Source organism: Sinorhizobium sp. GQ132, assembly GCF_059758575.1.
In genome coordinates, this window is record NZ_JCAXDX010000003.1 from 116,289 (window position 1) to 135,818 (window position 19,530).

Sequence of the window (19,530 nt, forward strand, 5' to 3'; positions counted from 1 at the left end):
ATTGGAGGAGATATGTAAGCGGCTCACCAGCCCGGCAGCATATGGCTCTGTCTGAGGCGCGGATAACGGGGATAGCCCTTGAGATCGCCTTCGAGATCGTCGTTGACGGTGATCGGCGTGATGTTGTCCAGGCAGGCGGTAATGTGATTGGTGATCGCGTTCGACAGCGACGGCGAAAGGCCGGGGCGCTTCATGATGCCGATCTGCACCGGCGCCAGCGACGGGAAGCCGTCGGCCAGCGTCAGCACCTTCATGCCCGGTCGCAGTGCCGACTCCGGAAGGACGGAGACCGCCATGCCGGCGAGCACCGCCGCGGCAACGACGGTCGAGGACCAGCTCGTGAACAAGATCTGATATTCCTTGCCGGTCGCATCGAGCGCCGCGCAGGCAGCCTGCCGCCACTGACAGTCGCGCCGGCCGACCGCAAGCGGGATTGGGGCATTCTCGGGCAGCGGATGATTGATGGAGCTGACCCAGCAGAGCGGTTCGGTTCGTACGACGTCGGAAGCCCGCGCACGCGGATTGTGGGTGACGAGCGCGATGTCGAGATCGCCCTTCGCCATTTTTTCCGCGAGGTCCACCGAAGGCTCGCAAACGATGTAGAGCTCGACGTTCGGATGCGTCTTGGCGAAGCGGACGATGATTTCGGGCATGTAGCGGTCCGCGTAGTCGTCCGGTGTGCCGATCCGCAGCGTGCCCTCGAGGCGGTTGTCGTCGAAGGAGGCGATTGCCTCATTGTTGAGGCGGATCATCCGGCGGGCAAAATTGAGGAGCCTGTCGCCCTCGACGGTCAGCCGGTTGCCCCGGCCATCCTTCATGAAAAGCGGCTTGCCGATCCGCTCTTCCAGGCGTCGCATCTGCATCGACACGGCGGATTGAGTCTTGAAGACACGGTCGGCCGCCTTGGTGAAGCTGCCCGTGTCTGCGATTGCTACGAAGGTTTGCAGCTGGTCGATATCGAGCGGTGCGGACATGGCCGGAATACCTATAAGATTGTTTGATGAATATCATTAAAAACATTCGTTGGACTGATCAATAAGGATTTGCGAATGATAATCCGCAAACCACGTCAATCTTTCCGGCCAAAATAGTCGCCGGTTCGCCAAAAGTATTTCCGCCTGCCCCTGCGAAAAACCTCCCCGCAGGGGACGGGTTTCTTCGTGCCCGCGAAAAGGAGTTCCGTCATGCGCACGACCCACCACGCCTCCGGTTTCGGCCTCGTTGCGAGCAGGCAGTCGCCTGCAGCCCGCACAACAGGCATCATCGGCGTGCTGACGGCCGTCTGGCGCCTTTATCGAAACCGCTGCCAGATTGCCCGCCTGCAGGATCTCGACGATCGCCAGTTGCTGGACATGGGTTTGAAACGCGAAGACCTGCACGAGGCGCTGACCTCGGCCTTCTTCGAAAACCCTGGCAGCTACCTGACGCGCGCCTCACGCAATCGGGCGAACCTCTTCTACAGGGGAGTGCGCCACGATTGACCCCTCATGGTGCGTCCCGCCGCCTCGGATGCGCCAGTGCGGCATGATCTGCGAAATCTTCGCCTCGCGCGGATCATGCCGCGAATTTCGGATCGTGCCGATGGCACGTCGTGAAAGTTCCCCGCAGGGTATGAGCCAATAGACCCTGCTGCTTGCCCGGTACATGCCAAGACGTGTACCGGGCTTTTTTGCGCTTCCGATAAGGAGCGGCGCGGTGCTCGGACGCAGCTTTCCTCACCGATTTATCGGCATGTTTCCAGTTTGGGAATAAATCATGGCGGAGGCCAGTCGAGCGCGTGCCCGTCCTGCGGAGAGGGGCAATCCCGGCGGCTACGCCTTGCCGCCCGAGCCGCCCTTGTAGCTCTCGAACAGCGCGTCGATGCTCTTCTGATATTCCTTTTGCATTTCCAGCCCGCTGTCGAAGAGACTGTTCATCGCCTGCGAAAACTGGGCGAAGGCCGGGTTGTCGGCCGGCGCTTTCTGCGCCGTGTCGGCGCCCCGCATCATCTCCGCATAGGCCTTGAAGAACGGATTGTCGGCGAAAAGATCGGCTGCTTTCGGCTTATCGCCGGCCTTGCCCGTTTCTCCCGGCTTGCCCATGCCGAAGAAGCCCTGCATCGCCTGGGTGAAAGGATTGTCGAAGGGGTTGGACTGCGGTTCGGGCTTCTTGGCGAGGCCTGTCGCCTCCATCCATTGCTGCATCAGCGTCATCATCGGATTGTCGGCGAGCGCACCGCTCATCTGCCCCGTGGTCTGTTTGAAGAGCCCGCCCATCAGCGTGCTCGCCATCACCGGCAGCATCTGCTTGTAGATCTCCTGACCGATCCCCGTCATCTGTGCCGCCTGCGCCGCGATCGCGCGCGACATTTCCTTCGAGCCGAAAAGCTGGCCGAGAATGCCGTTGCCATCCGCGACACCCTGGGGTGTGAACGCCTGGCTCATGTCTTCGAAATACCGGGCGTAATTGCCGGTCGAGAGCGCCGTCAGCAGCGCGCCGAAGTCGTAGGGGTTCGTCGTATTGTACTTGAAGCCGGTGGAAAATGCGGGCATCAGCGCTGCCGTGGCTTTCGCCATTTGCTCCTGCGCGAGCCCGAATTGTTTAGCCATCAGTTCGATGGCGTGGCCGTTCTGCGCCTGCGCGAACATGTCAAAAAGCGGTGCCATTGGCGTTCCTTCCCGGGACGAGCGACGCATGTCCTTGCACTATAACGGGAATTGGAGGGCTGGAAACCGCTTTTTCTGAAGCGCCGGACGGGGGGCGGAAGGAGCATGTCGGCTGCGCTCCGTCCGGGTAGAGGGTCCGCTCAGTATTGGTAGTCGGCGAAAACCGGTTCCACCGATTCGTTCCAGCGGCCGTGATAGAGCGAGAGCATGTCTTCCGCGAGCGTCGCCTTCTTCGCCAGCACTTCGTCAAGCGGTGCCAGGAACTGGCTTTCGTCGATGCCGTCGCCGTTTAGCCGGTTGCGGCGCTTGAGGCCGTTGCGCGAAATGGCGAGAACCTCGCGCGCGACATCGAAAAGCGACCTCGACCGGAATTCGGCCGCGAGCGCCTTTGCGGGCACGGCATCTCTGAGTGCCAGGACCTCTTCGTAACCCCAATCGCGGGTCAATTCCTCGGCTGCCGACAGGGCCTCGTCATCGTAGAGCAGGCCGACCCAGAACGCCGGCAGGGCGCAGATCCGCCGCCAGGGGCCGCCGTCTGCCCCGCGCATTTCGAGAAAACGCTTCAGACGGACGTCGGGAAAGAGAGTCGACAGATGATTGGTCCAGTCGCCCATCGTCGGCTGCCACTCGGCGATTTCGCCCTTCAGCGCCCCGTTCATGAACTGACGGAAGGTGACGTGGGTGCAGTCATGGTAATGACCGTCGCGGACGACGAAATACATGGGGACGTCGAGCGCCCATTCCACATAGTCGCTGAAGCCGAAGTCCGGCTTGAAGGCCGTCGGCAACAGGCCTGAGCGCCGGTTGTCGGTATCGCGCCAGATGTCTCCCCGCCAGGAAAGCAGCCCGTTCGGCTTGCCTTCGGTGAAGGGGGAGCTCGCAAAGAGGGCGGTGGCGAGCGGCTGCAGCTTCAGGGAGACCTGCATCTTCCGCCGCATGTCCTCTTCCGAGGAGAAGTCGAGGTTAACCTGGATCGTACAGGTGCGATACATCATGTCGAGGCCCTTGCTGCCCACCTTGGGCATGTAGCGCGTCATGATGGCGTAGCGCGACTTCGGCATGCGCGGCGTCTCGGCGAAGCTCCATTTCGGACTGCCGCCGATGCCGAGGAAACGGATGCCGAGCGGTTCGGCGATTTCCCGAAGCACGGCAAGGTGCTGGTTGGATTCCTTGCAGGTCTGATGGAGGTTCTCGAGCGGCGCGCCGGAAAGCTCGAATTGCCCGCCCGGCTCGAGCGAAATCGCTCCATTGCCCGAGGGCTCGGCAAGGCCGATGACATTCCCCTCGTCGACGATCGGCTCCCAGCCGTTCCTTTCGGCCATACCGTTCAGGAGCGCCTGGATGCTGGCCTCGCCGAAATAGGGCACCGGGCTGTTGTCCGCCTTGAAGAAGGCGAACTTCTCATGTTCGGTGCCGATCCGGAACTTTTCCTTCGGCTTCGATCCGGATGCCAGATAGGCGGTCAGTTCAGCGACAGAGGTAACCGGCGTCTGGTCGGTAGTGTCTCGGGCCATATTCGTCTTCTTTGCCTGGGCGGCTCCTGCGGGGTCAGCAGGATCGGATGGAGTGCTTGAACCGTAATCAAGTGCGGCGCAAGTCAATTTCTTTCAAGATGCCCTCAAAAAAACTAGGAGCAAGCGGATGGACGCATCATCGCCAGTCGCCGAGCGTCGCCTGAATGACGGCCATCGCAGCCACTGCCGCGGTGTCGGCGCGCAGGATGCGCGGCCCGAGAGGGATCGCCGTCACGAAGTCACGGCTCCGCAGCAGATCCCGCTCCGCCTCCGAAAAGCCGCCCTCCGGCCCGATCAGGAGCGCCAGCCGGCGTTCGGCAATTGCCTCGAGGATGGGCAGTGGATTCTGGCTGTCGTTTCCCTCGTCGCAGAAGACGATGCGCCGGTCGCGCGGCCAGTCCATGAGAAGGTCCCCGAGCTTGCGGGGTTCCTCGACTGCCGGGATGCCGAGCACGCCGCATTGCTCCGCCGCTTCGATGACGTTGGCGCGAACGCGTTCGAGGCTGCCGATCTTTCCCTGGACATGTTGGGTCATGACCGGCTGCAGCACGCCGGCGCCCATCTCCACCGCCTTCTGCACGAGATAATCGAGCCGCCCTACCTTGAGAGGCGCAAACAGGTAGACGAGATCGCAAGGGGCGGGTTGAGGGCGCGTCTGCTCGACCGCGACGAGAACCGCCTGCTTGCGCGAAGGCATGGCTATCTCCGCCCGCCATTCGCCGTCCCGGCCGTTGAAGACCAGGAGCGATGCGCCTTCACCCAGGCGCAGGACGTTGATGAGATAGTTGAACTGCTCCCTGGTGGCTTCGTGTTTCGCTCCGGCGTGGAGCGGGTTCTCGATGAACAGTCGCTGCATGCGGAAATTGGCGCGCATCGGTATCGGGTACCTTCTAGAGAAACAGACCGGAGAGGACGAGATAGAGAAAGGCCGAGAGCAGCGCCGACACGGGAACCGTGATGACCCAGGCGGCGACGATGGTCAGGAAGTGGGAGCGCCGCACCAGGCGCCGGCGGCGCACTTCCGCAAAGTTCGCCTCGCCCTTTTCCATGAATTCGGTCTGGCCCGTCTTGCGCCGGACATATTCGAGCCGCCGTTGCGAGTGACGCGTGTACCACTCGCGAAAGAAGCCGACGCCGAACACGGCGCCGACCGCCGTGTGGGTGGAACTGATCGGCAGGCCGAGAGCCGAGGCAAGCAGAACCGTCACGGCGGTCGCAAGCGCCACGCAGAAGGCGCGCATCGGGTTGAGACGCGTGATTTCCTCGCCGACGACGCGGATCAGCAGCGGACCGTAGAGCAGAAGACCCACCGAAATGCCGAGTGCGCCGATGAGGAGTACCCAGAAGGGCGCCTCCGAATCCGCGGTCGAGATCACGCCGTCGACAGCCGAGACGATCGCCGACAGCGGGCCGATCGCGTTCGATACGTCGTTTGCGCCATGGGCGAAGGAGAGCAGGGCGGCCGAGAAGATGAGCGGCAGGCGGAACAGCTTGCGAAGCGACTGATTGCGGTTTTCGAGGCCTTCCGACTGGCGGTGGATCCACGGCTTCGACACGATGTAGCAAACGATCCCGGCCAGTCCGCCGATCGCCAGGCCGGTCGGAAGCGGAACAGAAGCCAGATGGTCGATTGCAAAGACCGCGACATAGGCGGTGAACGAACCGGCGGTGACGCCGAGGACGACAGGCATCCAGCGCCGGGCGGCCGAGATCTTGTCATCGCGATAGATGACGAACTCCTTCAGGAAGGCGAGGAAGAGTGCGGCAATGATCCCGCCGAGCACGGGCGAAATCGTCCAGCTCGCTGTGATGCCGGCGATCGCCCACCACTTGACGCTGGAAAGCCCGGCGGCGGCGACGCCTGCGCCGATAATGCCGCCGATGAGCGAATGCGTCGTCGAAACGGGCGCACGCGAGTAGGTCGCGATATTGATCCAGATCGCCGATGAGATAAGCGCCGAGAGCATCACCCAGACCAGCCCTTCGGCGCCGACCACTTGCGTGCCGTCGATGATCCCGGCCTCTACGGTCAGCGTGACCTTACGGCCGGCGATCAGCGCTCCGGCGATCTCGAACACCGCCGCAATCCCCAGCGCCACCGGCATCGATATCGCCTTTGCGCCGACCGCCGCTCCGACGTTGTTGGTGACGTCGTTGGCGCCGATGTTCATCGCCATGTAGCCCGCGACCGCCGCTGCTGCCACCACCACGGCCGCACCGGAGGCGCCCGTGAAATAGCTCGCCGCGAAACCCATGCTGAGGACCAGGAAGAGAGCGGCAAGTCCGGGAGCAGCCAATCTGCGCATGACGTGATGCGACGCTTCCTCGGCAAGGCTGAACTTGTCGAGATCCTTGTCCAGCGTCAGCTTTTCGAGGCGCGGTCGCGGCTTGGCCAATGGCTGTTCTCCAACTGTAACATTCGCCAGTAGCGGCACAAACGGGCGTATTCAAGAGGAATTGACGAGGGGCGAGGGGCTTCGGCCGGGGCGTTACCCGAGCCGGCATGTCGCAGCCTGCGGCGAGCTTGCGTGTTCGACCAGTCGTCGGGGCGGATGCCGTGGACTTCCGCCTCGCCGTCAGTTGCTGGAGGCTTTCGGCCGCTGCTACGGGTCTGGGTCGAGGCGTTTGCCGAAATCGAGGATAAGCTCTTTCAGCGAAGGCTCTGCGACGCGCTTTGCCGCCTCACGATAGTCGACCCATTCCAGCCGCCTGCTGCCTTTCTCCGGGAAGTTCTTGCAGAAGTCCTCGACTTCGAGCGCATGCACCTGCACCTTGCAGGAGATCTCCAGGCCGTGGTCCATCCGCTTCTGATAGACGTAGGCGCCGATGGCGGCCCTTTGCACCTTGCCCTTCACCCCGGCTTCCTCGTAGGCCTCGCGCTCCGCAACCTCGTGTGCCTGCTTGCCTTGCATCGGCCACCCCTTGGGGATGACCCACCGGCCTGTGTCGCGGCTGGTGATTACCAGGATTTCCAGCGCATTCGTCTTCCTGGCAAGGCGATAGCACAGCGCCGCATACTGCATTCGCGCCGGGCGACGCAGCATAAGTTGCACATCAGAAGCGAGCCGGTGCAGAAAGTTCAAAATTCCCCATACTCCTCAACGAATCAGTGGTTGCCGCGCGCAACCCGAGTATGAACCGTCGCATGCCGCTGTAAATGCGTTCGTCAAACGCGCCGCATTCATTCGGATTCACGCTCTTCCTTTTCGGGACTATACATCACCCAACTAACGCAAAGCGCGGAGTCGCGGTTCCGACAGAACCACTGTCCCATACGACCATATGTAGGAAATCGGCTGGAATTTTACCAAGGGGCACTCGCCATCCGTACTTTTGCGCTTGTCGGGCCCGCGACCGGTCAGGAACCCGCGCGATCACGCTGCTGCAGGCGCAGACGGGCAATGCGCACCCACTCTCCGCTGCGCTCGGCCTCGCGCGCCGCCGTGGCGACGAAATCGATGTGGCTCTGCGCGGCCGCCTTTGCGGTTTGCGGATCGCCGACCATGATCGCCGCATAGATCGCCTCGTGCTGCGCGAGAAGCTGGTCGCGCGCGCCGGGCGCGTCGAAGACGGAATTGCGGTGGAAGAAGATGCCTTGGGTCAGCAGCCTGTAACAGGCCCTGAGGGTGTGAAGCAGGATGATATTATGAGCGCTTTCGCCGATGGCATTGTGCAGTTCGATATCGGCTTCGAGTTCTTCGGCGAAGTTGCCGCTCTCGTGTGCGGCGCGCATGCGCTTGATGACGCGGGTAAGAATGTCGCGGTCGAAGTCGGTTGCGCGGGACGCCGCCAGTTCCGCCGTCAAGCCTTCGAGTTCGCGCCGGTATTCGAGATAGTCCTGGGTCGCCTTGTGGTGGCGTCCGATGAGCTCGATCAGGGGCTTGGAAAAGATCTGACCGACCACATCGGCGACGAACGTGCCGCCGCCATGCCGGCTGTCGACGAGACCGCGCGCCTCCAACTCCTTGAGCGCCTCACGCAGGATCGGCCGCGACACGTCGAAGCGCCTGGAGAGTTCTCGCTCGCCCGGCAGGCGATCGCCGTCGCGTAACACCCCCTCGAGGATCAGAAGCTCGATCTGCTGCACCACCTCGTCGGCCGTCCGGCTATGGCTGATACGGGCATAAAGGTCGTCCTGGTCTTCGGTCACAGCCACGTCTCCCGGAGCGCCAAGGGGATTGTGCACAGGTGTCGCCGGCCTCCGCTTCCATTCGGCAATCTAACAGGACCCATCAAGTGGTCAAATTGATTGTCCACTCTGCCGGTGTTGACAAAGATCGAACTGCGTCAAAGCGCCCTGTTCTTTTTACCTTATCCGTTGATAAGAAGGTGATGATGAATGCGTGAGGGGGAAGAAGCGCTTCATGCCAAAGGGCAGTTTTGCATTTCCGGTGGCGCCCATGCGCGCCCAGGCGCTCGGCGAGGTCCATTCACGGCCCTATGCACTGGTGACGACTCCGCGCGTCATCTTTCAACTCGCCTTCATGACGGAGGGCGGGTCGATCGTCGATCACGCCGTGATGTCCGAGTTGTCGCGCTCGCGCGGCATCGCCCCGCCCGGTCGCGACGCCAATCACCACGCGATCCCCTGGGGACAGGGAACGCTGCGCTGGGAGCGGCACACGGAATTCTCCACCTATTTCTGGGACGCGCCCGCGCCGGAAAGCTTCGGCGGCGAGGTGCCGATCCATCCGTTCGGCGACGGTTTTTCGCCCCCGGGCTCGCTGATTTCCGGAGTTCGTCTGGAAATCCGTCCCGATACGCCGGAGACCCGCGAGGCGATCGCGGCTTTCGATCCCACGAGCCTCTGTTACAGCGAAACCAAGAATGGCCAGGCGGTGCTCCTGACCGACTTTCGCCAGAACGGCGACGGGCTGACCCAGGTGCTGGTCATCGATCGCGGCATGACGGAGGCGGGAACGGGCGCCCTGGTGCAGCGCCTGCTCGACATCGAGACCTACCGCACGCTTGCCATTCTCGGCCTGCCGCTTGCACAGTCGCTGTCGCCGGAGATCCGCCGCACCGAGGACGGCCTGACGGCGGTAACGCAGCGCATGAAGGAAAACGTCCGCGAGGAGGCTGACGAGATGCTGGCGGAGATCACCCGCCTTGCCGCCGATCTCGAAGCGGGTGCCGCCCTCAGCCTCTATCGCTTCGGCGCCAGCCGCGCCTATTACGGCATTGTCCAGGAACGCATCCGCACGCTTTCCGAGACGCCGGTGCCCGGTTACGAGACCATCGGCACCTTCCTCGAGCGCAGGCTGGCGCCGGCAATGCGCACCTGTCAGTCGGTCGAGGAGCGGCAGGCGAACCTTTCGCGCAAGCTCGCCCGCGCTACGGCTCTCCTGAGAAGCTGGATCGACGTCGAACTGGAACGGCAGAACAGCGCCCTGTTGAATTCGATGGATCGCCGCGCCAAGCTGCAATTGCGCCTGCAGCAGACCGTCGAAGGATTGTCGGTGGCGGCGATTTCCTATTATGTCGTCGGGCTCTTCGGCTACCTCGCCAAGGCCGTCAGTCATGAAATACCCGTTGATCCCGGTCTCCTGACGGGCCTCGCCGTTCCCTTCGCGGTCGCCGGGGTCTGGCTGGTGGTCCGGCGCATTCGCCGGCATCACGACGAGCACGGATAGTCTATTGCTCCCAGTAGGGCACCGGGCCGTAGAGTGCGGCGAGATAGTCGATGAACTGCCTGACCTTGGCCGGTAGGAATTGCCGGCTCGGATAGACCGCCGAAAGCGTCAGCTTGTGCGATCCTTCCCATTGCGGCAGCACCTGAACCAGGCGACCCTCCCGAAGTTCCCTGCCGATGTCCCAGGTGGACCGCAGGGCGATGCCGGCACCGGCAATCACCGCTTCGCGGATGATTTCCGACGAGTTGGTGACGAGCGGTCCCTCCGGCCGGTAGGAGAGGCTGCCGTCGGGCCCCTCCAGCTTCCAGTTGTCGTTGTTGTGCGCCGGCAGACAGATGTGATGCGCGAGTTCGCCGATCTCCGTCGGCGCTCCATGACGGGCGACATAGCTCGGTGCCGCGCAGAGAAGCCGGCGCACCGGCGCGAGCTTACGGGCGACGAGGCTCGAATCGCTGAGTTCGCCTATTCGAATGGCGAGGTCGAAACCTTCTGCGACGATGTCGGTGAAATCGTCGGTCAGCACGATGTGCAGCTTCAGGTCGGGATGGTCCTTCATGAAACCGGTCAGATGCGGTGCGAGGTGCATGCGGCCGAAGGAGGTCGGCGCGGAAATGCGCAGAGTCCCCTGGACCTGGGACGAGCGGCCCGAAGCATAGGCCTCCGCTTCCTCCAGACCGGCGAGAATGCCGAGAACGCGGTCATAGAAACCCTGGCCGGCCTCCGTCAGCGAAATCTGCCGAGTCGTGCGCTGCAGGAGCCGCGTGCCCAGCCTGTCTTCGAGCCGCTTGATACGTTTGGAAATCACGGCTGCGGAAAAACCGAGCGCGCGTCCCGCCGCCGACATGCTGCCGGTCGACACCACCCGCGCGAAAATCTCGAGATCGCCTAGATTCGTCATCAATCCTGATCATTGTTTCCAAAGGCGAAAAGATCATTAACATTTGCCGGGTGTCCGTCCAGCCCTGTAAAAGGTTAGAGCGGGATGCGCTGAGGTCATTGCTTGTGTATGTCCTCGTCTCAAGTCCGCCGCGCACTTTTGGGCGACATGCATTAGTGGTAAGCAAAAAATACCACTTTGCTGTGAATGGGAGGCGCTCATGCCGGAGACGATCGGCTTTCTGAAGCCAAGGCAGGCCGTCCTCGACCGTCGGCGGGAAATCGTCGCCGATCTTGCCGATCTGTTGCCGGAAGGCGGCCTCATCAGCGACGAGCGCGGCCTCAAGCCCTTCGAGACGGATGCGTTTATCGCCTATCGGCGGATGCCGCTCGCGGTCGTCCTTCCTCAGACGACGGAGCAGGTGGCCGCGGTGCTCAAATATTGCAGCCGCTACGGCATTCCGATCGTGCCGCGGGGCGCCGGCACCTCTCTCTCCGGCGGCGCCATTCCTCAGGAGGACGCGATCGTCGTCGGTCTTTCGAAGATGTCGCACATCCTGGATATCGACCTGTTCAACCGCACGGCGACGGTTCAGGCGGGCGTGACCAATCTCAATATTTCCGATGCAGTTTCGGCCGACGGCTTCTTCTATGCGCCGGATCCGAGTTCGCAGCTCGCCTGCACAATAGGCGGGAACATCGGGATGAATTCCGGCGGCGCGCACTGTCTGAAGTACGGGGTTACGACCAACAACCTTCTGGGTGTCAAGATGGTGCTTTTCGATGGCACCGTGATCGAACTCGGCGGCAAGGCGCTCGACGCGCCGGGATACGACCTGCTTGGGCTCGTCTGCGGTTCGGAGGGGCAGCTCGGCATCGTCACGGAAGCGACGGTGCGGCTGATTGCGAAGCCCGAGGGAGCGCGGCCCGTCCTCTTCGGGTTTGCCTCCTCCGAGTCCGCCGGCAGCTGCGTCGCCGATATCATCGGATCGGGCATCATCCCCGTCGCAATCGAATTCATGGACAAGCCGGCGATCGATATCTGCGAGGCTTTCGCCCAGGCCGGCTATCCCCTCGACGTCGAAGCATTGCTGATCGTCGAAGTGGAAGGCTCCGAGGCCGAAATGGACGCAATGCTCGCCGGCATTATCGAGATCGCCCGCCGCCACGGCGTGATGACGATCAAGGAATCGCAATCGGCTCTGGAAGCGGCACTGATCTGGAAGGGGCGTAAGTCGGCTTTCGGCGCAACCGGCCGGATTGCCGATTATATCTGCATGGACGGAACGGTGCCGCTGAGCCAGCTCTCCCATGTGTTGAGGCGGACCGGCGAGATCGTCGCCGGCTACGGCCTGCGCGTTGCGAATGTTTTCCATGCCGGCGACGGCAACATGCATCCGCTGATCCTCTACAACATCAATGATCCGGAGGAAGCTGCCCGCGCGGAAGCTGCCGGCAACGACATACTGAAGCTCTGTGTCGAGGCGGGCGGCTGCCTGACCGGGGAACACGGCGTCGGCATCGAGAAACGCGATCTGATGCTGCACCAGTACAGCAGGGCCGATCTCGGCCAGCAGATGGCGGCGCGCGCCGCCTTCGATCCGCAATGGCTTATGAACCCGTCGAAGGTTTTTCCGCTCGAAGGGCGGCCCGCGGCATGATCGTCCATTTCGAGCCGGCAAGCGAGGAGGGGATCGCGTCCGTCGTGCGGTCCGCGGCGGCCGAGCGCGTCACGCTCGCCGTAGTCGGCGGCGGCACGCGCGCAGGTCTAGGCAATCCCACGCGTGCTGACAGAACGCTCTCGAGCAGGCGTCTTTCCGGCATCGTCACCTATGACCCGGCCGAGATGACCATGAGTGCGCTTGCCGGAACGCCGCTCGCCGAAGTCGAGGCGGCACTGCACGCCAAGGGCCAGATGCTCTCCTTCGAACCGATGGACCACCGGCCGATTTTCGCAACGACGGGCGAACCCACGATAGGCGGGGTCTTCGCCGCCAATGTCTCCGGGCCTCGCCGCTACGTCGCCGGTGCCGCTCGCGACAGCTTGCTCGGGGTGCGTTTCGTCAATGGCCGGGGAGAACTCATCAAGGCCGGCGGCCGGGTGATGAAGAACGTGACCGGGCTCGATCTCGTCAAGCTCATGGCGGGGTCCTACGGCACGCTCGGCATTCTGACCGAAGTCACCTTCAAGGTGCAGCCACTCCCGCCGGCGGCGGCGACCGTCGTCGTCTCCGGGCTGAACGATGCGGAAGCCGCTGCGGTGATGGCGGAGGCCATGGCGCAGCCGGTGGAGGTTTCGGGTGCGTCGCACCTGCCGGAAAGCGTGCGCAGCCGCTTTCTCGACGGCGTATTGCCGGATGGCGCCGCAACGGTGCTCCGGCTCGAAGGCCTTGCGGCATCCGTTGCCATTCGGGCGGAGAAGCTCGGCGAAAAACTGTCGCGCTTCGGGCGGATTTCGCAACTCGACGAGGCGCAGACAGGAACCCTCTGGACGGAAATCCGCGACGTGAAGCCTTATGCCGATGGCACCAGACGGCCTTTGTGGCGCGTATCGGTCGCCCCTTCCGCGGGCCATCAGCTCGTCGCCGCATTGCGCCTGCAGACCGGCGTCGATGCCTTCTACGACTGGCAGGGTGGTCTGGTCTGGCTGCGCATGGAGGCAGACCCGGAGGCGGAACTGCTCCGCCGTTATATCGGCGCGGTCGGCGGCGGACATGCGGCGCTTCTGCGTGCCGACGAGGAGGCGCGCGGCCGCATTCCGGCCTTCGAACCGCAGTCCCCGGCCGTGGCACAATTATCGGAACGTATCCGCGCCCAATTCGACCCGTCGGGCATATTCAATCCAGGGCGCGCGGCCGCGTTGCTCCAGAACTAGGCGAAGGGACCTTTCGCCATCGTGCGGTCTAAAAGATCGGCCTAAGACGAAGAGAATCGATCATGGCGATTTCCGGCCAGCCCGACGGAGATCAAAGTGATCCAAGGCGCAAGGCGCCACATGGAGTACTCGGTTGCAGACCAACTTCTCCCCTGAGCAGCTCGCCGACCCGCATGTCGCCGAATCCGAAACGATCCTGCGCAAATGCGTGCATTGCGGTTTCTGCACGGCCACTTGTCCGACCTACGTGGTTCTCGGCGACGAACTCGACAGTCCGCGCGGGCGGATCTATCTGATCAAGGACATGCTCGAAAACGGCCGTGCGGCAGACAGCGAGACGGTCACCCATATCGACCGCTGTCTCTCGTGTCTTTCCTGCCTGACCACCTGTCCCTCGGGTGTCGACTACATGCATCTTGTCGACCACGCCCGCGCCCATATCGAGAAGACCTACAAGCGGCCGTTCAAGGACCGGCTCGCCCGCGCCGTCATTGCCGCCACTCTTCCTTATCCGTCACGGTTCCGGCTGGCGCTCGGGGCTGCCGGTCTTGCGCGCCCGCTCGCCGGATTGCTGAAGAGGGTTCCCTTCCTCAGGACCTTCGGCGTCATGCTCGATCTGGCGCCGAGCGCGCTGCCGGCATCGCGGGGGGCAAAGCCGGCGGTCTACGCGGCAAAGGGCACGCCACGCGCCCGCGTCGCGCTTCTGACCGGCTGCGCGCAGCCGGTGCTGCGGCCGGAAATCAACGATGCGACCATCCGTCTGCTCACGGGCCAAGGAGTCGAGGTCGTCGTTTCGGCGGGAGAGGGCTGTTGCGGGGCACTCGTACACCACATGGGACGGGATGAGGCGGGGCTGAAGGCTGCCCGGCACAACATCGATGTCTGGCTGAAGGCGGCGGAGGAGGATGGGCTCGACGCCATCATCATCACCGCATCCGGCTGCGGGACGACGATCAAGGATTACGGCCATATGCTGCGGCTCGACCCGGCCTATGCTGAGAAGGCTGCGAGGGTTTCCGCGCTGGCAAAGGACGTCACCGAATATCTCGCGACCCTCGACCTGCCGGAGCAGGGAGCACGGAATCTCACCGTTGCCTACCACTCCGCATGCTCGATGCAGCATGGACAAAAAATCACCGCGGCACCGAAGCAGCTCCTTAAACGGGCGGGCTTTTCGGTGCGCGAGCCGGCGGAGGGTCATCTCTGTTGCGGTTCGGCCGGCACCTACAACATTCTGCAGCCGGAGATCTCGGCGAAGCTGAAGGCGCGGAAGGTCAGAAATATAGAGGCGACCAAGCCTGAAGTGATCGCCACCGGGAATATCGGCTGCATCACCCAGATCGCCAGCGGCACGGAGATACCGATCCTGCACACGGTGGAGCTGCTCGACTGGGCCTATGGCGGTCCGAAGCCGGCGGGGTTGTGACAGTCAGGGGGTGAGCGGGGCCTCTCATCCGCCTGCCGGCACCTTCTCCCGTTTTGAGTGGAAGATGGGACTCGCGGAGAGGTCCCTGTCCCCTCTCCCCGCGTGCGGGAAGAGGGCTGGTCCTCGGGTGAGGAGAGGTCCGGTGCGGCCGTCAGCCGCCGAAAATCGTGCGGAAAATGTCGACGCCGCGATCGTCGAAATAGGTGTCGCCGGGCTTGCTGCCGGGGCCGATGACGACGACTTTCGTGCCGATCCCGGCGCGCTCATAGAGGTGTTCGACATCCTCGTTCATCATCCGGATGCAGCCCGAGGACATGTTCTGACCGATGGTCCAGGGCTGGTTCGTCCCGTGGATGCGGAAGATCGTGTCGCGGCCACCCTTGTAGAGATAGAGCGCGCGGGCGCCGAGCGGATTGTCGATGCCGCCGGGCTGCGTGATCGGCAGGATGCGGCCATTCGCTCTCTCTCGCGCGCGCATCTCGGCCGGCGGCGTCCAGCTCGGCCATTCGGCCTTTCGGCCAACCTTGACGACACCGGACCAGCCGAAGCCGTCGCGGCCGACGCCGATGCCATAGCGCGTCGCCCGGTTCGGGCCGTCGATGTAATAAAGATACTTGCTGTTGGTATCGACGATGATGGTGCCGGGAGCCTCGTCCGTGCGGAAGCGCACCTTGGTGCGCCAATATCTCTGAGGCGGCTTCTTCTGCTTGGCGACTTGAATGATGTCGGAACTTTTTACGCCCGCGCCGACAATATCGGCTGGGCTGAATGCCGAAGCGTTTCCGGAAATAAGAAGAGCAGCGGCCGCAACTGCAAGCGCGGCCATCCCCGTGACATGACGTCTCATTACGATTCCCTCTGAACCCTCATTGCAAGCAAGCCACGCGATTTAACCGCAAGTGGCCGCCCGCGATACATTCTATAGTGCAACGATTTCGGCGAGACTTGTATCTGAGGGAACATCTGTTGCTTCAAAACCACGGTTTCGCGAGATGAAGAGAGAAACGCGGAAGAAGTATTGTGCATCCCTAGCCGCTATAGCACGACGACCTTTGTGCCGACCTTTACCCTTTCGTAAAGATCGACCACATCCTCGTTGCGCATGCGGATACAGCCGGAGGAAACGCCGTAGCCGATCGTCCACGGTGCATTGGTGCCGTGGATGCGATAGAGCGTCGAGCCCAGATACATGGCGCGAGCGCCGAGCGGATTCTCCGGTCCGCCGTCCATGCGGGCCGGCAGATAGTGGCCCCGGGCTGCCTCACGCGCGATCATTTCCTGCGGCGGCGTCCAGTTGGGCCACTCGGCCTTGCGCGTGATCCTGTGCTCTCCCGCCCATTCGAAGCCCGGCTTGCCGACTCCGACGCCGTAGCGTCGTGCATCGCCGTTGCCGGTGACGAGATAGAGAAAGCGGTTGTTGGTGTCGATGACGATGGTCCCGGGCTTCTCCTTCGTCTCGTAAGCGACCATTTGCGGGAGGAACTGCGGATCGATTCTCGACTTTGCCGGCTTCTGTCTGCGCGCGATCGAGGCTGGCTGAACGGCTGCGTTGGCGGGGCGGCGGCTGAGCTCGCGCCGCTCGACCCGCTTTCGGGTGGTCGTGGGAACCTGCTGGCGATAGACCACGCGCTTGCCCGTCAGCTGCATCACCCAGGGGGCGGTCAGATCCGGGCTGACGATGACAGGCGGACGGTTTTGATAACGGTCCTGTGCGGCTGCAACCCCGGAAAGGATCGAAAGAAAGCATGCGGCAAAACAAAGGGATTTCTTCAGCATCGGACGGACTCGCTACTTGGCCGGAACAATCTGGAGGAGCCCGGGTGAGTTGCCTCGCCAAGGCCCTTGCGTTCAATTCAATGGGGCGGAGCTCTGGGGAAATCGCATGCGCGTTCCAGCGCTCCGGCAATGGCGCGATGCTCTCATCTGTCCGCAACCGAACCGTAAACGGTGCGGCGCTCAAGGGCGGCCTCGGCAATAAAGCTTTGGGTAGGGTTATTCGCCTCTTTATCGATGTGGTTTGCAAATGGTAAACGGAACAAAAGAGAAACGATGGAGAGAGGCGAAATGGCAGCCAGGGGCTTGATTACGGGGGAAGACGGCCTTGATCGCTGTGCCTGGCACGGCAATCTGGAGGATTACCGCCGCTATCACGACGAAGAATGGGGCCGGCCGGTCGCCGACGATCACAGATTGTTCGAAAAGATCTGCCTCGAAGGCTTTCAATCGGGCCTCTCCTGGCTGACGATCCTGAGAAAGCGCGATGCGTTTCGCGCCGCATTTGCGGGCTTCGATTTCGACAAGGTCGCCGAGTTCGGCGAGGAGGACGTCGAGCGTTGCCTCGCCGATGCCGGCATCGTCCGGCATCGCGGCAAGATCGTCTCGACCATCAACAATGCCCGCCGGGCGAAGGAGCTGCGCGCGGAATTCGGTTCACTGGCGGCCTATTTCTGGTCGCATGAGCCCGATGGAAGCGAGCGTCCGAAGATCGTCGATTTCGAGACCCTCATCGCCAATCCGACGACGCCGGCCTCAGTGCGGATTTCGAAGGATCTGAAGAAGCGTGGCTGGACCTTTGTCGGCCCGACCACCGTCTATGCCTTCATGCAGGCGATGGGCCTCGTCAACGACCATATCGAGGGCTGCTTCTGCCGTGCGCCGATAGAGGACCTGCGCCGGCGCTTTGCACGTCCGGCGGCCTGATTGCCGCATCCGGCAAGAGCATCGCCCTCCCCATTCGACGGGAGGGCGATGTACTCTGATAGCAGTAAGACTATCAGGGTTGGGCCGGGTATGGCCTGGCCGATTTGAAGGAGCGGAGCGCGTAGTATATCGCACCCGCTATGGCGACGCCGAAGAACCAGCCGTAGACACCCCACCATGCCGGCATGACGGATGTAAGCCCCGGCAGGATCGAGGAGAAGACGATCCCGATGCCGGCGGCGATCAGCGCGTTGACGTGCCAGCCGTTCTCGAAGCGGAACTCGCCGTGTTCGCGGTAGAGCGCCTCCACATCCACGCGGCCCTTCCGGATGAGGTAGTAGTCGACCATCATGACGCCGAAGATCGGGCCCATCGTGTTGCCGATCATGTTGACGAAGTGCGCCGCCCCGCCTTCCCAAGGCGCGAAGGGATAGAGCGCGAGGGCGATCAGCGCTGCGATATAGCCACCCTTCTTGAAGTCGATGTGCTTGGGAAAGACGTTGGCGAAGTCGAAGGCGGGCGAGACGAAGTTGGCGACGACGTTGATGCCGAGAGTCGCCACCGCGAAGGTCAGTGCGGCGAGCAGCGCCAGGAACCAGCTGTCGAACTTGGCCGAGATCTGGTCGGGGTGCAGCAGCACCTCGCCATAGACATTGAAGGCGGCGATGGTTGTAACGCCGGCGACCAGCGAGAACAGGATGAGGTTGACGGGCAGGCCCCAGAGGTTGCCGACCTTCAGCGACCGTTCGCTCGGGCAGTAGCGCGAGAAGTCGCAGAAATTGAGATAGAGCGCGGAGAAATAGGTCACCCAGATCGCGGCCACTGCGCCAAGCGCGGCGAACGACCCCGGTAGGCCCGGCACGCCGGCATTCTTGGTCTTTTCAAGCAACACGTCCATCGGGATCGTGTGGCTGAACGAGAAGCCGCCCGCCTTGACGACGAGATAGATCGCAAGCAGCAGCATCATCACCCAGACCGCTGGACCGGCCCAGTCCTGAAACTTTCGAACCGTCTCCATGCCGTTCTGGATGATCAGCAGTTGAAGACCCCAAACGACGACGTAGCAGACGAGTTCGAGGGTGGAATGACCGAGCATGTGGCTCGACTGGTGGAACTGAAGCAGGCTTTCATTGCGGACAAGCAGCGCGACGATGGCGCCCGAGGCTGCCGCCGTCTGCGCGCCGTACCAAAAGCACGCGACGATGGCGCGGACGATTGCCGGGAAGTTCGCACCCCAGATACCGAAGGACGCCCGGGCCAGGACCGGGAAGGGCACGCCGGTGCGCACGCCGGCAACGCCGACAAGCTGCATCAGGAAGAAGATGATGAGCGAGCCGATGCCGATGGCCAGGAGGAAGTTCATAAAGCTGCCGCAGAAGAGAAACAGGCTGGCGGCAAGATAGTAGCCCCACAGGCTGTGCACGTCCGATGTCCAGACGTTGAAAATGGAGAATGCGCCCCAGTTGCGTTCTTTGGCGGGCGCGAGGTCTTCGTTATACAATTGTGGAGATGCACCGGGTGGTATCGTCATCGTTTCCCCTCTTGACGTCATGGCACCTGTGCCTATGGAAGAGGCGCTTGCCGCCCACTGTCAATATCGCTGCGGGCTCAAAGTGCTACAGCGACCTTTGCGCGCCTCATAAGACGCGCGGCGCTGTAGGAAACGTATCGGAGGACTGCATCCTCTCCACCCTCATCCCTGTGCTTGTCACAGGGATTCAGCAGCGCCGCGTCTGCGGCGCGGGAAGCGTTTTTTCAGCCCAAGGACTTGGTCTGGCTGGATTCCTGTGACGAGCACAGGAATGAGGAGATCAAACAGGCGGCGGCGGGTGGCCCTTAGAGCGGAATGAGGAAAAGTGTG

Annotated in this window: 17 protein-coding genes; 6 read left to right on the top strand and 11 right to left on the bottom strand. The window is 62.7% G+C overall.

Annotated features, from left to right (window positions below; translation table 11 throughout):
* Positions 1–23: 23 nt before the first annotated feature.
* Positions 24–974: a LysR substrate-binding domain-containing protein gene (locus AC6CIG_RS08865; RefSeq protein ID WP_018094317.1), complete on the bottom strand. Its 951-nt coding sequence runs from the start codon at positions 972–974 to the stop codon at positions 24–26.
* 210 nt (positions 975–1,184) lie between these two features.
* Here AC6CIG_RS08865 and AC6CIG_RS08870 point away from each other — a divergent pair, with 210 nt between their 5' ends.
* Complete coding sequence (locus AC6CIG_RS08870; protein ID WP_018094318.1) at positions 1,185–1,481, top strand: DUF1127 domain-containing protein; 297 nt, start codon at positions 1,185–1,187, stop codon at positions 1,479–1,481.
* A gap of 330 nt (positions 1,482–1,811) precedes the next feature.
* On the opposite strand, the gene AC6CIG_RS08875 is transcribed toward AC6CIG_RS08870, so the two are convergent.
* The 6 genes from AC6CIG_RS08875 to AC6CIG_RS08900 all read right to left on the bottom strand — a co-directional run bounded on the left by AC6CIG_RS08875 (position 1,812) and on the right by AC6CIG_RS08900 (position 8,309).
* The gene (locus AC6CIG_RS08875; RefSeq protein ID WP_437408284.1) at positions 1,812–2,645 is read right to left on the bottom strand and encodes a DUF937 domain-containing protein; all 834 of its coding nucleotides are present in this window, start codon (positions 2,643–2,645) and stop codon (positions 1,812–1,814) included.
* A gap of 140 nt (positions 2,646–2,785) precedes the next feature.
* Positions 2,786–4,159 carry a glutamate--cysteine ligase gene (locus tag AC6CIG_RS08880; protein WP_379938735.1) on the bottom strand — a complete coding sequence of 458 codons (1,374 nt, stop codon included), beginning with the start codon at positions 4,157–4,159 and terminating at the stop codon, positions 2,786–2,788.
* A gap of 136 nt (positions 4,160–4,295) precedes the next feature.
* Complete coding sequence (locus tag AC6CIG_RS08885; RefSeq protein ID WP_437408285.1) at positions 4,296–5,033, bottom strand: 16S rRNA (uracil(1498)-N(3))-methyltransferase; 738 nt, start codon at positions 5,031–5,033, stop codon at positions 4,296–4,298.
* Between the two features lie 16 nt (positions 5,034–5,049).
* Complete coding sequence (locus tag AC6CIG_RS08890) at positions 5,050–6,555, bottom strand: inorganic phosphate transporter (protein ID WP_018094321.1); 1,506 nt, start codon at positions 6,553–6,555, stop codon at positions 5,050–5,052.
* A gap of 207 nt (positions 6,556–6,762) precedes the next feature.
* Positions 6,763–7,242, bottom strand: a complete 480-nt coding sequence (locus AC6CIG_RS08895; protein ID WP_437408286.1) for an NUDIX hydrolase — start codon at positions 7,240–7,242, stop codon at positions 6,763–6,765.
* Positions 7,243–7,517: 275 nt separating this feature from the next.
* Positions 7,518–8,309 carry a FadR/GntR family transcriptional regulator gene (locus tag AC6CIG_RS08900; RefSeq protein ID WP_437408287.1) on the bottom strand — a complete coding sequence of 264 codons (792 nt, stop codon included), beginning with the start codon at positions 8,307–8,309 and terminating at the stop codon, positions 7,518–7,520.
* Between the two features lie 214 nt (positions 8,310–8,523).
* Between AC6CIG_RS08900 and AC6CIG_RS08905 the strand changes: the two genes are divergently transcribed.
* Positions 8,524–9,792, top strand: coding sequence for a DUF3422 family protein (locus tag AC6CIG_RS08905; protein ID WP_018094324.1), 1,269 nt, complete (start codon positions 8,524–8,526; stop codon positions 9,790–9,792).
* A gap of 1 nt (position 9,793) precedes the next feature.
* Here AC6CIG_RS08905 and AC6CIG_RS08910 read toward each other — a convergent pair whose 3' ends face one another.
* On the bottom strand, positions 9,794–10,690 hold the full coding sequence (locus AC6CIG_RS08910) for a LysR family transcriptional regulator (RefSeq protein WP_437408288.1): 897 nt from the start codon (positions 10,688–10,690) through the stop codon (positions 9,794–9,796).
* A gap of 199 nt (positions 10,691–10,889) precedes the next feature.
* Here AC6CIG_RS08910 and AC6CIG_RS08915 point away from each other — a divergent pair, with 199 nt between their 5' ends.
* The 3 genes from AC6CIG_RS08915 (at position 10,890) to glcF (ending at position 14,969) form a co-directional block, all read left to right on the top strand.
* Positions 10,890–12,329 carry an FAD-binding oxidoreductase gene (locus AC6CIG_RS08915; protein ID WP_437408289.1) on the top strand — a complete coding sequence of 480 codons (1,440 nt, stop codon included), beginning with the start codon at positions 10,890–10,892 and terminating at the stop codon, positions 12,327–12,329.
* On the top strand, positions 12,326–13,543 hold the full coding sequence (glcE, locus tag AC6CIG_RS08920) for a glycolate oxidase subunit GlcE (protein WP_437408290.1): 1,218 nt from the start codon (positions 12,326–12,328) through the stop codon (positions 13,541–13,543). The genes AC6CIG_RS08915 and glcE overlap by 4 nt, the downstream gene beginning before the upstream one ends.
* Before the next feature lie 133 nt (positions 13,544–13,676).
* Positions 13,677–14,969, top strand: coding sequence for a glycolate oxidase subunit GlcF (gene glcF, locus AC6CIG_RS08925; protein WP_437408291.1), 1,293 nt, complete (start codon positions 13,677–13,679; stop codon positions 14,967–14,969).
* A gap of 151 nt (positions 14,970–15,120) precedes the next feature.
* Here glcF and AC6CIG_RS08930 read toward each other — a convergent pair whose 3' ends face one another.
* Both AC6CIG_RS08930 and AC6CIG_RS08935 read right to left on the bottom strand, forming a co-directional pair.
* Positions 15,121–15,816 (bottom strand): L,D-transpeptidase, encoded by a 696-nt coding sequence (locus tag AC6CIG_RS08930; RefSeq protein WP_018094328.1) that lies wholly within the window; start codon positions 15,814–15,816, stop codon positions 15,121–15,123.
* Positions 15,817–16,004: 188 nt separating this feature from the next.
* On the bottom strand, positions 16,005–16,745 hold the full coding sequence (locus tag AC6CIG_RS08935; RefSeq protein WP_018094329.1) for a L,D-transpeptidase: 741 nt from the start codon (positions 16,743–16,745) through the stop codon (positions 16,005–16,007).
* Positions 16,746–17,033: 288 nt separating this feature from the next.
* Between AC6CIG_RS08935 and AC6CIG_RS08940 the strand changes: the two genes are divergently transcribed.
* Positions 17,034–17,669: a DNA-3-methyladenine glycosylase I gene (locus AC6CIG_RS08940; RefSeq protein ID WP_018094331.1), complete on the top strand. Its 636-nt coding sequence runs from the start codon at positions 17,034–17,036 to the stop codon at positions 17,667–17,669.
* A gap of 73 nt (positions 17,670–17,742) precedes the next feature.
* Here AC6CIG_RS08940 and AC6CIG_RS08945 read toward each other — a convergent pair whose 3' ends face one another.
* Positions 17,743–19,200 carry an NCS1 family nucleobase:cation symporter-1 gene (locus AC6CIG_RS08945; protein ID WP_018094332.1) on the bottom strand — a complete coding sequence of 486 codons (1,458 nt, stop codon included), beginning with the start codon at positions 19,198–19,200 and terminating at the stop codon, positions 17,743–17,745.
* Positions 19,201–19,530 lie beyond the last annotated feature (330 nt).